The following is a 13,753-nucleotide window of genomic DNA, read 5'->3' on the forward strand; positions in this document are numbered from 1 at the left end:
GACCGCGGGCGCCGACTGGGTGCGGGTATCCCGCAAAAACACTGGAGGCGGCCTTGATCATCGACTTGCCGTCGACCACGACGTCGGCGCTGAACAAGAAACTGGTGGAGATCCGCGAGCAGGGCGGCCAGGTCGCGCTCGGCCGGGTGCTGACGCTGGTGATCGTCGCGGACGACGACGCCAAGCTCGAGGACGCCATCGAGGCCGCGAACGACGCGAGCCGCGAGCACCCGTCGCGGGTGATCGTCGTGGCGAAGGGCGCGCGCACGGCCGCGCCGCGGATAGACGGCCAGATCCGCGTCGGCGGCGACGCCGGGGCGAGCGAGGTCATCGTGCTGCGGCTGTACGGCCCGCTGGCCGCGCAGGGGCAGAGCGCGGTGGTGCCGCTGCTGCTGCCGGACGCGCCGATCGTCACCTGGTGGCCGGGCGTCGGCCCGAAGGCTCCCGCGGAGGACCCGCTGGGCCAGCTGGCGCAGCGCCGGATCACCGACTCCGCCGCGGAGAAGAACCCGATAAGGGCTCTCACCACGCGCGCGAAGTCCTATGTGGAGGGTGACACCGACCTGGCGTGGACCCGGCTGACCCGCTGGCGGGCGCAGCTGGTGTCGGCGCTGGACCTGCCGCCGTACGAGAAGATCACGAGCGCGACGGTGACCGGCGAGGCCGATTCGCCGTCCACCGAACTGCTCGCCGGCTGGCTCGCCGAGTACCTCAAGGCCCCGGTGCACCGGGTCAAGAGCTCGAGCGCGCAGGGCATCATCTCGGTGAAGCTGGAGCGGAAGTCGGGCGCGGTGGAGCTGACGCGGCCGGACGGGCGGGTCGGCACGCTGACCCAGCCGGGCCAGCCGACGCGGCGGATCGCGTTGCAGCGGCGCAGCAATCCGGAGTGCCTCGTGGAGGAACTGCGGCGGCTCGACCCGGACGAGATCTACGAGGCCGCGCTGCACGGGCTGCACAAGATCGCCGCGTCCAACGGGTCGAAGCCCGCCGCGGCCAAGGCTCCGGCGAAGGCTTCCGCCGCCGCTTCCGCCAAGCCTGCCGCGGCGAAGCCTGCCGCCGCCAAGCCGAAGGCGGCCCGCAAGACCGCGGAAAAGAGCAGCTCATGAGCCGGACCGAGGTCGTCGTCTACGAAAACCCGGACCTGCTGGCCGCAGCCGCCGCGGCCCGGCTGGTGACCCGGATCGTCGACGTGCAGGCGGCCCGCGGCGCGGCGTCGGTGGTGCTCACCGGCGGCGGCACCGGGATCGCCGTGCTGCGCGAACTGCGGGAGTCGAGCGCGCGGGACGCGATCGACTGGTCGCGGCTGGACGTCTACTGGGGCGACGAGCGTTTCGTCCCGGCGGATTCGGACGAGCGCAACGAGAAGGGCGCGCGCGAAGCCCTGCTCGACCACGTGCCGCTGGCTCCCGAGCGGGTGCACGCGATGGCCCCGTCGGACGGCGAATTCGGCGACGACGTCGACGCGGCCGCCGAGGCCTACGCGAAGGTCCTGGCCGACGCGGCGGGCCCCGGCGCGGACGTGCCGGAGTTCGACATCATGCTGCTGGGTCTCGGCGGCGAGGGCCACACGGCGTCGCTGTTCCCGGAAACCGCGGAGGTGCGCGAAACGAAGCGCTCGGTGGTGCCGGTCCGCGACTGCCCGAAACCCCCGCCGACGCGCGTGTCGCTGACGCTGCCCGCCATCCGCCGCGCCCGGGAGGTCTGGCTGATGACGGCGGGCACCGCCAAGGCGGACGCCGTCGCGCAGGCACTGGCCGGTGCGCCGGAAACGCAGATCCCGGTGTCGGGAGCCCGCGGTTACCGGCGGACGCTGTGGCTGCTGGACCGCGAGGCGGCCGGGAAGCTGACGAAGGTGTATCAGCCGCCTGCCGAGTAGGACGGTTTGCCGGAAAGGCTCCTCGCGGGTTTTCGCGGGGAGCCTTTTCGTTGTGGGGCAAGGGGTTTTGCGGGTACCCGGCGCAGTCGCCGCAACTTGTTCGCCAGCGGCCGCAGTTATTCCGTGGGGCGGCTCGGGGGTCGTGAGTGGCGTTCCCGGTTCTAACCGGGAACGCCACTCACGACTCCCCCGCACCGCTCAACACCGCCGCCGTCGCCGCCAAGTGGTTCATCAGCAGCCCGGCCGCCTCGTCCGGATCCCGGCTCAGCGCCGCCCGCTCCAGCGCCTCGTGCTGGGCCAGCACGTCCGCCACCGGCAGCCGGTACGCCGGGTGCACCGTCCACCGCCGGGCCAGCTCGCTCGCCGTCCACATCCGGTCGAAATTCTCCAACAGAACCGCGTTCCCGCAGCCGTCGAGCAGCGTGCGGTGGAACAAGCGGTGCGCTTCCGCCCACGCCGCGGAGTAGTAGCTGCCTTCGTCCGGCACATACATCGGCGTCCGGGCGAGCCGGTGCCCCGCCGCGCGCACCCGCGTTTCCCACTCCAGATCTCCGCGCGCGACCGACAGCCGCAGCATCGCGGGCTCGACCGTCTGGCGCGCCTCGATGATCTCCTGCCACCGCCGGTCGGCGAGCGCGGGCACGGCGAACCCGCGGTTCGTCAGCCGTTCCGCCAGCCCCTCCCCGACCAACCGGACCAGCGCCTCGCGCACCACGGCGAGGCTCACCTCGTACCGCGCCGCCAGCTCCTGCGGTTTCAGCGCCTGCCCCGGCTCGACCTCGCCGCGCATGATCGCGTCGCGGACCTGGTCGTAGACCTGCTCGGACAGCATCTGCTTCATGCGCCCAGGATAGGACGATCCGCCACATCATCGATGATCAGCGTTCTCGTCGATGAGATACCGCTTCCGACGAGAGGAACCGGCTCCGCCGAGCAGCCCCGCCGTCCCGGTCTCCGACGCGGCCGCCACGCGGCGACGTCCGACTGCGCAGCGACACCTTCCACCCACCCGCACGGGTGATCCCACCCCTGTTCGTGGGGTCTCGATCCGGCCTCGACCAGGCGGCAAACGGAGCAACTGACACTGGGCCAAAAAGCGGCTCACCAGTATGTGGGAACCGCCGTATGGTGAACATAAGGTGATGTGATCGACACATGGTGATGTCGACCGCGCTTCGTTCATCCTGTTGGAGCAGTCGTGGAGATTACAACACCACTAGAACCACTCTGGGTGAAACTTACTGCCAACACACACGTTCCCGTTAGCATCCGCACATTTGTTCACCGCCGCGCGTCCCGATCGGGTGGCCGGAGCATCTCATCACTAAGTCCACAAGACGAATGGGGTCGCCGCGATGAGCACTGAGGGACTCTCGATTCCTGGCATCTCGATGAGCAGCTCCGCCGCCGGAGCCGCCCGGCGAGCCAGGCGCGCCAGTCTGACCGGGGCATTCGCCGTGTTCCGGAAACCCCTCGTCGCGACCATCGCCGTCGAAGCGGTGGTCGTGCTGCTGGCGGTGCTCGACGTCTGGCTCGTCGTGCCGCCGAAAGCACAGCCTTATTCGCTCTACCTGTCGGCCGCCGCGTGCCTCGCGGTCGTGGTGCGCCGGCGCTTCCCGTTCCTCGCGGTGCTCGCCGCGGCACCGGGATTCTTCGCCGGATGGGCACAGCTCGCGTCGATGCTCAACCTGGGCATGCTCGCGACGCGGCGGCAGCTGCACTGGCAGACCTGGGTCGGCGCGGGATTGGTGTTCACCTGCCGGTTCGTGCGGTGGCCGCTGCAGGAGTTCGCCGAGCTGAGCTGGCGCGAACACGTCCTCGACGGCATTTACGGCGTGCTGGTGGCCGGGATGCCGATCACGATCGGCCTGCTGATCGGGGCGCGCGCGGAGATCTCGGCGAAACTGCGCGAACTGGCGAAGAGCCGCGACCGCGAACGCCGCTTCCACGCCGACGCGGTGCGAGCCGAGGAACGCGCCCGGCTGGCCCGCGAGATGCACGACGTGGTGTCGCACCAGATCACGCTGATCGCCATGCAGGCCGGCGCGCTGCAGGCGCAGGCGAAGGAAGGCCCGGCGCTGGAGACGGCGCAGGTCATCCGCCAGCTGTCGACGCGGACGCTCGAGGAACTGCGCTCGCTGGTGAGCGTGCTGCGCTCGGGTTCGGGAGACGACGGCCCGCGGCCCGGGATAGGAGAACTGGACCACCTGATCCGCACCTCGGACGTCCCGGTGCAGCTGACCGTCGAGCAGCTCCCGGACACCCTGCCGAGCCAGGTCTCGGCAGCGGCGTACCGGACGGTGCAGGAATGCCTGACGAACGTCCACAAACACGCCCCCGGCGCAACGGCGACGATCCGCATCCACGCGGCGAGCGGCGCACTGGACATCGAGGTCGAAAACGCCCGCGCCTGCCGCACCGGAGAAGCCTTCCCCTCAGGCGGCCACGGACTCACCGGACTGGCCGAACGAGCCCGCCTGCTGGGCGGAAGCTTCGAAACGTCAGGAACGGAAGACGGCGGATTCCGGGTGCGGGCGCGGTATCCGCTGGACCGCTGAGCTTGGGATTGGTCTGGACCGGCCGGTGCTCGTCCGGGGCTGGGGTGCGGATGAGCGCCGGCCCAGACGCCGCGGCCCGCCCCACGCCAGGACTGCCCCACCACGACGGTCCCCGCCGGGGTCTCGTGAGTGCGGATCCCGGTTCTAACCGGGATCCGCACTCACGAGACACAACGCCGCTCTCCCCCGGCCACACGTCCAGACAGCCGCCCGGTCAGCCGCCAAAGGTCCGAACCACCTGTTTGGGTGCCCGTGAGCCGCTCGAACAGAACCGATCGCCGCTCTGCCGAACCGCCCTAGCCCTGCACCGTGCCGGACTGCCGCCCACGCGCCAAGCCACCCACGCGCCGCACTCTCCCGGTCTCCCCGCCCGCCGAACCGCCCTAACTCGCGCCGAGCCGAACCGCCCACGCTCTCGAGTCGCGCCATCCACGCCCTGCCGAGCCGAGCCACCCTCGCGCTGTGTCCTGCGGCCCCGTGGTCTGCCGGACAGCGCCGCAGTGCCGAACAAAGCCGCGCACTCGCCTTCCGAGCCGCCCTGCCGAACCGCACCCCTCAACAGTGGTCTGGACCTGCCTCCCTCCCCCAGGTCCAGACCACCCGATCCCCGCCCGGAACCGGCCCCGGGAACTAAAAAACCACCGGCCCTCGCCCTCGCGGGCGGGAAGCCGGTGGTCCCGGAGAAAAACCGTGCCTCAGATCAATTCGCGGCGCTGGCGGAGGCGCTCGAGCGCTTCAGCGAGGATGGCCTCGCCGTCGGCGTCGCTGCGGCGTTCCTTCACGTATGCCAGATGCGTCTTGTACGGCTCGGTACGAGGCGCGGCGGGCGGATTCTGCTCGTCCTGACCGCCCGGGAGCCCGCAGCGCGGGCAGTCCCATTCGTCGGGGATTTCCGCGTCCATCGCGAACGACGGGCGAGCCTCGTGCCCGTTCGCGCACCAATACGACACCCGGCGCCGTGGCGCCGATTCACCCCGCTCCGATTCGCCCGAAGGACCGGCACCCACGCGGGTGCCGCGAATCGCGTTACCGCCAACCATGAATCCTCACCCGTTGGAATCGGCGGCGCGCCCCCCAATAGGCACGCCGATCGCAAGTCCCCTTCCGGGGACCCGGTCAGACCTTGAGCAGGAGGCCGAGACCCACGATGCTGATCAGCCAGATGGCCCCGAGTAGCAGCGTGATCCGGTCGAGGTTCTTCTCGGCGACGCTGGATCCCGCGAGACTCGACTGCATCCCCCCGCCGAACAGCGACGACAGGCCGCCGCCCCGGCCGCGGTGCAGCAGCACGGCCACCACCAGCAGCACGCTGGAGGCGATCAACAGGATTTGCAGGAACAGCTTCATGTCATCCTCTGTGCTTGTCGGAGCATGCAGGGGTACGGCCGGACCGCACGCGGTGTGCGGATCTTCACCGTACCCCTGGACTCGTCCACTGCTCTAGTGACGGACCGAACACACAGGCTACCCGGTAGTGCTCACGATCAGGGCAGCGGGCCACCGGCGGCGAGCGCGCAGAGCTTGGTGAACTCCTCGCCGTCGAGGCTCGCGCCGCCGACCAGCGCCCCGTCGATGTTGTCCGCGGCCACCAGTTCGGAGACGTTCCCGGACTTCACCGAACCGCCGTAGAGCACCCGGACCGAGGTGGCGACCTCGTCGCCGTACTTCTCCGAGAGCGTCCCGCGCAGGGATTTGCAGACCTCTTCGGCGTCGGCGGCGGTCGCGACCTTGCCGGTACCGATGGCCCACACCGGCTCGTACGCGATCACCACGGCCTGCACCTGCTCGGCCTTGAGCCCCTTGAGGCCCTCGACGAGCTGGTTGCGGGTGTGCTCGAGGTGCTCGCCCGCCTCGCGGATCTCGAGTTCCTCGCCCACGCACAGGATCGGCGTGATGCCGTGCTTGAGCGCGGCCTTGACCTTCTTGTTGACCAGCTCGTCGGTCTCGCCGTGGAGCGCGCGCCGCTCCGAGTGGCCGACGGTGACGAAGCTGCAGCCCAGCTTCGCCAGCATCGGGCCGGAGATGTCGCCGGTGTAGGCGCCCGAGTCGTGCGGCGACAGGTCCTGCGCACCGTAGGTGAGCGAGAGCTTGTCGGCGTCGACCAGGGTCTGCACGCTGCGGATGTCGGTGAACGGCGGCAGCACGGCCACGTCCACCTTCGCGTAGTACTTCTCCGGCAGCGCGAAGGCGATCTTCTGCACCAGGGCGATGGCCTCGAGGTGGTTGAGGTTCATCTTCCAGTTGCCTGCCACCAGGGGCTTGCGTGCCACTTAGTTCTTCCCCTCCAGCGCCGCCACGCCGGGCAGCTCCTTGCCTTCCAGGTACTCGAGCGAGGCGCCGCCGCCGGTGGAGATGTGCGAGAAGCCGTCCTCGGGAAGGCCCAGCTGCCGCACCGCGGCGGCCGAATCGCCGCCGCCGACGACGGTGAACGCGTCGCTCTTCACCAGCGCCTCGGCCACCGCGCGGGTGCCGCCGGCGAACGCCTCGAATTCGAAGACGCCCATCGGGCCGTTCCAGAAGACGGTCGCCGCGTCGGCGAGCTTCCGCGCGAACAGCTCGGCGCTGCGCGGGCCGATGTCGAGGCCCATGCGGTCGGCCGGGATGGCGGTGACGTCGACGGCCTCGTGCGCCGCGTCGGCGGCGAAGCCCTCGGCGGCGAGCACGTCGACCGGCAGCACCAGTTCGACGCCGCGCTTCTCCGCCTCGGCGAGGAAGCCCTTGACCTGGTCCAGCTGGTCTTCCTGCAGCAGCGACGCGCCGACCTCGTAGCCCTTGGCCTTGAGGAACGTGTACGCCATGCCGCCGCCGATGAGCAGCCGGTCGACCTTGGTGAGCAGGTTCGCGATGACGCCGAGCTTGTCGGACACCTTCGAGCCGCCGAGCGCGACCACGTACGGGCGCTTGACGTCGTCGGTCAGCTTCTTCAGCACGTCCAGCTCGGCCAGCACGAGTCCGCCCGCGTACGCCGGGAGCACCGAGGCGATCTCGTAGACCGAGGCCTGCTTGCGGTGCACGACGCCGAAGCCGTCGGAGACGAACGCCCCGCCCGGCACCAAGGCGGCCAGCTCAGCGGCCAGCTCGGACCGGTCGACGGCGTCCTTGCTGGTCTCGCGCGCGTCGAAACGCACGTTCTCCAGCAGGGCGACCTTGCCGTCGGCCAGTCCGGCCACCAGCGTCTTCGCCGACTCGCCGACGAGGTCGCCCGCCAGCGGGACCTCGGAGCCGAGCAGTTCGCCCAGCCGCTGGGCGACCGGCGCGAGCGTGAACTTCGGGTCCGGCTCGCCCTTGGGGCGGCCGAGGTGCGCGGCGACGACGACCTTCGCGCCCGCGTCGGCGAGCTTCTTGATCGTCGGCAGCGCGGCCCGGACCCGGCCGTCGTCGGTGATGGCCGACCCGTCGAGCGGGACGTTCAGGTCGCTGCGCACCAGCACGTAGCGGCCTTGAACGCCCTCGCCCAGCAGGTCGTCGAGGTTCTTGACGCTCATCTGGTTCAGAGCTTCGAGCCGACGAGCTTGATCAGGTCGGCGAGGCGGTTGGAGTAGCCCCACTCGTTGTCGTACCAGCCGACGACCTTGACCTGGTTGCCGATCACCTTGGTGAGCGGCGAGTCGTAGATGCAGGACGCCGGGTCGGTGACGATGTCCGAGGACACGATCGGGTCGACCGAGTAGCGCAGGATGCCGGCCAGCGGGCCGTCGGCGGCGGCCTTGTACGCCTCGTTGATCTCGTCGACGGTGGCCGACTTCTTGAGGGTGACGGTGAGGTCGGTGGCCGAGCCGGTCGGGACCGGGACGCGCAGCGCGTAGCCGTCCAGCTTGCCGAGCAGCTCCGGCAGCACGAGGCCGATCGCCTTGGCCGCGCCGGTGGAGGCCGGGACGACGTTGAGGGCGGCGGCGCGGGCGCGGCGCAGGTCCTTGTGCGGGCCGTCCTGCAGGTTCTGGTCCTGCGTGTAGGCGTGGATGGTGGTCATCAGGCCCTGCTCGATGCCGAAGGCGTCGTTGAGGACCTTGGCCAGCGGGCCGAGGCAGTTGGTGGTGCAGGACGCGTTCGAGATGATCGTCTGCGAGCCGTCGTACTTGTCGTCGTTGACGCCGAGGACGACGGTCAGGTCCTCGCCCTTGGCCGGCGCGGAGATGATGACCTTCTTCGCGCCGCCGGCGATGTGCGCCTTGGCGGCGTCGGCGTTGGTGAAGAAGCCGGTCGACTCGACGACGACGTCCACGCCGAGGTCGCCCCAGGGCAGGTTCGCCGGGTCGCGCTCGGCGAGGGCCTTGATGGTCTTGCCGTCGACGACGATGCCTTCGTCGCTGACGCTGACCTCGCCCGGGAAGCGGCCGAGGATCGAGTCGTACTTGAGCAGGTGGGCCATGGTGGCGACGTCGCCGAGGTCGTTGAACGCGACGACCTCGATGTCGTGACCGCTCGCCTTCACGGCACGGAAGAAGTTGCGGCCGATCCGGCCGAAGCCGTTGACACCTACGCGAACGGTCACTGCTGCCACTCCTCTGGTGTTGATCACGGCGACGGCGCGCCGGCCGCCGACCGCTGAAGTTGGTCACTGCGGAAGTTCCCCGGGGCGCCCGCCCCGGAAGACCTCTGCGACTTCCGGAATCGGTGCAACCCTAGCGTGCGGGCCCCGTTGCCCCGGACTGCCCTGACGAGACTTCCACCACTGCCGGGAGACGTCAAGAATCGATTAAGAACCCAGCTCAGCCGGGTGAGGACCGGAAACGGGGCGACCGCTCCCCCGGGGCCGGGCGGCGGGAGCGGACCAGTGGCTTGATCGGTCTTGGTGCCCCGGTTCACGCTGTCGGGACGGTTTCGCCGGGCGAGGCGGTTTCGCCGGGCGAGGCGGAGACGGCGGGGGCTGGCGGCGGCACGGCTCGGCGGGCGGCACGGCTCGGCGGGCGGCACCGCCCGGCAGACACCACCGCTCAGCGAGCAGCGCCGCTCGACGGGCAGCACCGCCCGGCAGACACCACCGCTCGGCGGGCAGCACGGCTCGGCGGGCAGCACCGCCCGGCAGACACCACCCCTCGGCAGGCAGCACCCCTCGACGGGCACCGCCGCTCAGCGAGCAGCGCCGCTCGACGGGCAGCACCGCCCGGCAGACACCACCGCTCGGCGAGCAGCGCCGCTCGGCAGGCAGCACGGCCCCGCAGGCAGCACCGCTCAGCAGGCAGCACGGCTCGACGGGCAGCACCGCCCGCAGGCAGCACTGCTCAGCAGACAGCATCGCTCGGCAGGCAGCGCGCTCGGCGGACACCACCCCTCGGCAGGCAGCGCGCTCGGCGGACACCACCCCTCGGCAGGCAGCACCCCTCGACGGGGACCACCGCTCAGCGAGCAGCACGGCTCGGGCAGCGGGGTCCGCGGGTCCGGGGTCCGGGGTGGTCGACGGATCCCAAAACCTGACGCCAGCGGGCAAGGACAAGATCCTGAACTCGTTCAAGGCGAACAAGCAGCTTTGCTTGCGGGCGGCCGATCGGTCCGCCCGCGAGAGACTCGTCCGGGTGCGCAACGGTAGGGCGTCAGGCACCCCAGTCGCCAGGAAGTCCGGTGCCCGAGCCGTTCGACAGCGCTCCTTCCGGCCCCGGCACGAAGCTCTATCCAGACAGCTCCTTCTCCGCCGGGGTCCGGAATTTCGGCACCACTCGCGCCTCCCCCAGCCAGTCGCTCAGCCGGGCGGCTTCGGCGTCCACCGCGGCGGTCTTTTCGGCTCCGATGTCCTCCAGCAGGCGGACCGCGACTTCCCCCGACGGGCGCTGTGCCCAGGCTCCGACGATCCGGCCGTCGCTCCAGACGGTCGGGCCGATGTTGCCGCTGCGGTCGAACAAGGCGGCGCGGTGCGGGCCGACGTACCAATCCCGGGACTGCCAGCCCATCGCGGTCGGGTCCAGCGCCGGGAGCAGGGCGACCCACGGGTCGGGAGCGGCGACCGGGGCCAGGTCGCCGGGCAGGGCGATCGCGGGTTCGCCGTCCAGGTCGACCTCGGCGGGGGCCACGGCGGTCAGGGCCTTCTTCGTTTGGCCCGCGGTCCAGCCGGTCCACCAGCGGAGGTCGGCAACCGGGGCGGGACCGAAGGCGTAGAGCCATCGCCGGGCCAGTGCGGCGCGGGCTTCGTCTTCGGAGAGGCCTGGCCAGTCACCGGTGCTCCCAGTCGCGCCACCGCCAGAGCGAGCGGCACCGGGCTCGGGGCGGCCCAGCTCGGCTTCCCCACCACAAGCAGAACCAGCGGCGGCACGAGACGAAGACCCGCCAGCCACGCCACCGCCAGAGCGAGCAGCACCGGGCTCGGGGCGGCCCGGCACGGCTTCCCCACCACAAGCAGAACCAGCGGCGGCACGAGACGAAGACCCGCCAACCACGCCCACACCAGAGCGAGCAGCACCGGATTCGAGGCGGCCCGGCACGGCTTCCCCACCGCAAGCAGAACCAGCGGCGGCACGAGACGAAGACCCGCCAACCGCGCCAACACCAGGACCAGAGACAGCTGCCCCATCGGCAACACGAGAAGCGGAACCGCCAGCCGCGCCAGCACCAGAGCGAGCAGCACTGGATCCAGAGCGGCCCGGCCTGCCTCCCCCGTCAGAAGCCGAAACACCGGCACTACCCGCCAGCCAATCAGCCATCGGGGACCAGTGGTACTGCGTGCTCTGCCAGCTCCCCCTCGGGCGGCCGCGCACGATGTGGCCTTCCGCGGCCAGCTGGAACAGCACTCGGCTGGTCACGTTGCCGATCGACTCGTACGGTTTTCCCTTCGCCATCAGCAGTTGCTGCCGCAGGCGCGGTTCGTCGTCCGCCAGTTGCTGGGCGGTTGCCGATCCTCTGGCGCGCAACGCTTTCTCCACACTCGCCATGACCTCGTCCAGCCATTCCCCCGGGCGCGGGACATTCTCCGGATAGCCCTGGGTGCCCAGCTGCTTCTCCAGCAGGCGGCGTTGCCGCGCGGCGATGTCGTACGAGCACGCAGCTTGTACCACACCGGCGGTGGCGACGTCGGTGACAAAGACCGTGCGCCGCATTCCCAGGATTCGCAGCAGGGTGCGTCGGGAGTACAGCGCGTCTTCGACGTCGGCGACCGAGACCGCGCTTACCCGCGACCAGGCGGACAGGTACACCGAAGCGGGATCGGTGGCGTGCAGTGCGACGACGCCGTCGACTGCTTCCTCGACGGTCGTCGCCCGTTGCGCGAGACGGTGGCGAACGCCGAGGCGCGCCCGGCGTTGGGCGAGGGTCATCTTCACCCTCCGAGTTCTACCAGGAGGGTCCGACAGAAAACGCATCTACGCTGGTCAGGAAGCAAAACTGGCGAGCATGGCGGTGCGCGCGCGGGCACGGAACCAGAGCTGAGCGGGGTCGGCGGCGGTCCGCGGGTGCCAGGCCAGGCCCAGTTCGATCGGCGGCAGGTCGAGCGGGATGGGGAAGGTTCGCAGGCCCAGCGCGGTCAGGAACGGCTCCAGCCAGCCCTCGATGCCGATGGTCACCAGATCGCTTTCGCTGGCCAGGATCAGCGCGCTCGGATGTCCGGGGACGACCGCGGCGATCCGGCGGCGCAAGCCCAGCCGGGCGAGGGCGGTGTCGATCGGGCCTTGCTGTTTGCCTCGGCGGGAGATGCCGAGGTGCTCGGCGGCGGCGAAGCGGGCCGGGTCCATCGGCGCGTCGAAGAGCGGATTTCCTTGCCGCGCAATGCCTATCACTTCAGCGCGCAGCAGGGGTTCGGTGCGGGTTTCCGGGTCGTGATGCCCGGGGGCGCCGATTTCGAGGTCTACCCGGCCGTCGCGCAGCGCTCCACTGTCCTCTGTGGACTCCGGGACAAAGATGACCTCAACGTGCGGGGCTTCGGCGCGGATGCGGGCGGTCAACGAGGCAGCGAGGCCGCTGACCACCAGGTCGGCGGCCTGGACGGTGAAGGTGCGGCGAAGGTCCGCGGGAGTGAAACCGGGGCCCGGAGCCAGGATGCGGTCGGCGCGGTGCACGAGGGCGGCGACTTCGTCCTTCAGTTCCAGCGCGCGCGGGGTCGGGACCAGGCCTTGGCCTGCGCGCACCAGGAGCGGATCACCGGCGGCGCGGCGCAGTTTCGCGAGCGTGCGGCTCACTGCGGCGGGCGAGCTGCCCAGCCGGGCGGCGGCGCGCGTGACGCTGCCTTCCTGCAGCAGCACGTCCAGCACGCGCAAGAGGTTGAGGTCCATGGCCGCTCCGGAAGGTTTGCGTTCAGCGGAAGAATTCCGTGCCGATTCTTGCATCGACGGGCAATCCGCGGCAGCCCAAAGTAGAGCCGAACGAAAGGGGAGAACACCTATGCGAGAAGCGATACTCGCGGTCGCGGGAGCGCACGGGCCGGCGGTCGCGTTCTTCGACGTCGGGTCCGGGAAGCACCTCGGCACGGTCGCAGTGCCCGCCCAGCCGCACGACCTCTGCTTCGACCCGGTCCACCGGGTCGTCTGGTGCGCGAGCGCGTACCGCCACGGCGCCTATCACCGCCACGGCGACCGAGCGACCGAGCTGACCGCGATCGATCCGGATTCGCGCGAGATCCTGGAGGTTGTCGACCTTTCGCCGGAGCACGCGCCGCACGGGCTGGCGCTCGATCCGGTGCGCGGGCTGTTGTACGTCACCGTCGAGGCCGGTCCAGAGCAAGAGGGCGGTCTTGTGGTCGTCGATACCGCGACGCGACGGCCGCTAAGGCATCTCGCCACCGGCGCGCCGGGGCCGCATTGGGTCGCGATCAGCCCGGACGGGCGGCTCGGGTACGTGACCAACAAGGAAGCGCCGTTTGTGTCCATTGTGGACTTGGACAGCGGCGAGATCGAGAAAATCGCCGTTCCCGGCAGCGAGGGGCTGGAGCTTTCCCGGGACGGCAAGCGGCTGTACGTCGCGGTGCCGTATCTCGACAACGGCACCGAACCGGTCCGCGCGGCGCCCGGGATCCGGGTGTTCGACGCGGTCACCGGAGCGTCCGAAACCCTGCTGCCGACGGAACATCCGGTGTTGCCGGTCCACAGCACGGCGTCCGGCGAGGTGCTGGCCGCCGAGCTGGGCGGGCGGCTGCTGGCGTTTTCCGCGGCCAGCAACGAATTCCTCGGATCCATCGACCTGAAAACGGAGTTCCCGCTGGCCATTCTGTCCGATCCGGACGGACGGGTCGCCTTCGTGTCCGGAGCGGCTTCGACCGCGGTAGAGGTCATCGACCTCGAGACCCGGACGCTGGTGACCACTTTGGACACGAAGACGGCCGGGGCGCCAGGCGGACATGGGCTGGCGTACGTTCCCGTCGGCTGACCGGCTGGCGCGCGGTACGGACCGCGCGCCAGCCAGC

11 protein-coding genes and 2 pseudogenes are annotated in these 13,753 nt (G+C 70.5%); 4 read left to right on the top strand and 9 right to left on the bottom strand.

Annotated features, from left to right (window positions below):
- Positions 1-53 precede the first annotated feature (53 nt).
- Together opcA and pgl are read left to right on the top strand one after the other, a co-directional pair.
- Positions 54-1,106 carry a glucose-6-phosphate dehydrogenase assembly protein OpcA gene (gene opcA / locus F9C11_RS35810; RefSeq protein ID WP_409181789.1) on the top strand — a complete coding sequence of 351 codons (1,053 nt, stop codon included), beginning with the start codon at positions 54-56 and terminating at the stop codon, positions 1,104-1,106.
- Positions 1,103-1,876 (top strand): 6-phosphogluconolactonase, encoded by a 774-nt coding sequence (pgl, locus tag F9C11_RS35815; RefSeq protein ID WP_409181790.1) that lies wholly within the window; start codon positions 1,103-1,105, stop codon positions 1,874-1,876. The genes opcA and pgl overlap by 4 nt, the downstream gene beginning before the upstream one ends.
- Before the next feature lie 178 nt (positions 1,877-2,054).
- On the opposite strand, the gene F9C11_RS35820 is transcribed toward pgl, so the two are convergent.
- Positions 2,055-2,708 (bottom strand): GntR family transcriptional regulator, encoded by a 654-nt coding sequence (locus tag F9C11_RS35820; RefSeq protein WP_409187044.1) that lies wholly within the window; start codon positions 2,706-2,708, stop codon positions 2,055-2,057.
- A gap of 523 nt (positions 2,709-3,231) precedes the next feature.
- Between F9C11_RS35820 and F9C11_RS35825 the strand changes: the two genes are divergently transcribed.
- On the top strand, positions 3,232-4,434 hold the full coding sequence (locus F9C11_RS35825) for a sensor histidine kinase (RefSeq protein WP_409181791.1): 1,203 nt from the start codon (positions 3,232-3,234) through the stop codon (positions 4,432-4,434).
- Positions 4,435-5,129: 695 nt separating this feature from the next.
- On the opposite strand, the gene F9C11_RS35830 is transcribed toward F9C11_RS35825, so the two are convergent.
- From F9C11_RS35830 to F9C11_RS35865, 8 genes and pseudogenes are all read right to left on the bottom strand, one after another.
- Positions 5,130-5,474, bottom strand: coding sequence for an RNA polymerase-binding protein RbpA (locus F9C11_RS35830; protein ID WP_009075886.1), 345 nt, complete (start codon positions 5,472-5,474; stop codon positions 5,130-5,132).
- Positions 5,475-5,550: 76 nt separating this feature from the next.
- The gene (gene secG / locus F9C11_RS35835) at positions 5,551-5,781 is read right to left on the bottom strand and encodes a preprotein translocase subunit SecG (RefSeq protein ID WP_033292761.1); all 231 of its coding nucleotides are present in this window, start codon (positions 5,779-5,781) and stop codon (positions 5,551-5,553) included.
- 137 nt (positions 5,782-5,918) lie between these two features.
- A complete protein-coding gene (tpiA, locus tag F9C11_RS35840; protein WP_409181792.1) occupies positions 5,919-6,704 on the bottom strand; it encodes a triose-phosphate isomerase in 786 nt (261 codons plus the stop codon).
- Entirely contained in the window at positions 6,705-7,919 is a 1,215-nt protein-coding gene (locus F9C11_RS35845) for a phosphoglycerate kinase (RefSeq protein WP_409181793.1), read from the bottom strand.
- Positions 7,920-7,924: 5 nt separating this feature from the next.
- Entirely contained in the window at positions 7,925-8,926 is a 1,002-nt protein-coding gene (gap, locus tag F9C11_RS35850) for a type I glyceraldehyde-3-phosphate dehydrogenase (protein WP_409181794.1), read from the bottom strand.
- A 1,114-nt stretch (positions 8,927-10,040) separates the two neighbouring features.
- Positions 10,041-10,685 (bottom strand): annotated as a pseudogene (locus F9C11_RS35855) (winged helix DNA-binding domain-containing protein); the annotation flags it as partial.
- Between the two features lie 360 nt (positions 10,686-11,045).
- Positions 11,046-11,720: pseudogene (locus F9C11_RS35860) on the bottom strand (DNA glycosylase AlkZ-like family protein); the annotation flags it as partial.
- A 9-nt stretch (positions 11,721-11,729) separates the two neighbouring features.
- Positions 11,730-12,626, bottom strand: a complete 897-nt coding sequence (locus tag F9C11_RS35865) for a LysR family transcriptional regulator (protein ID WP_409181795.1) — start codon at positions 12,624-12,626, stop codon at positions 11,730-11,732.
- Between the two features lie 109 nt (positions 12,627-12,735).
- On the opposite strand from F9C11_RS35865, the gene F9C11_RS35870 reads away from it, so the two are divergent.
- Positions 12,736-13,716 carry a YncE family protein gene (locus F9C11_RS35870; protein WP_409181796.1) on the top strand — a complete coding sequence of 327 codons (981 nt, stop codon included), beginning with the start codon at positions 12,736-12,738 and terminating at the stop codon, positions 13,714-13,716.
- The last annotated feature ends 37 nt before the right edge of the window (positions 13,717-13,753 follow it).

Source organism: Amycolatopsis sp. VS8301801F10 (assembly GCF_046195355.1).
Classification (GTDB): domain Bacteria; phylum Actinomycetota; class Actinomycetes; order Mycobacteriales; family Pseudonocardiaceae; genus Amycolatopsis.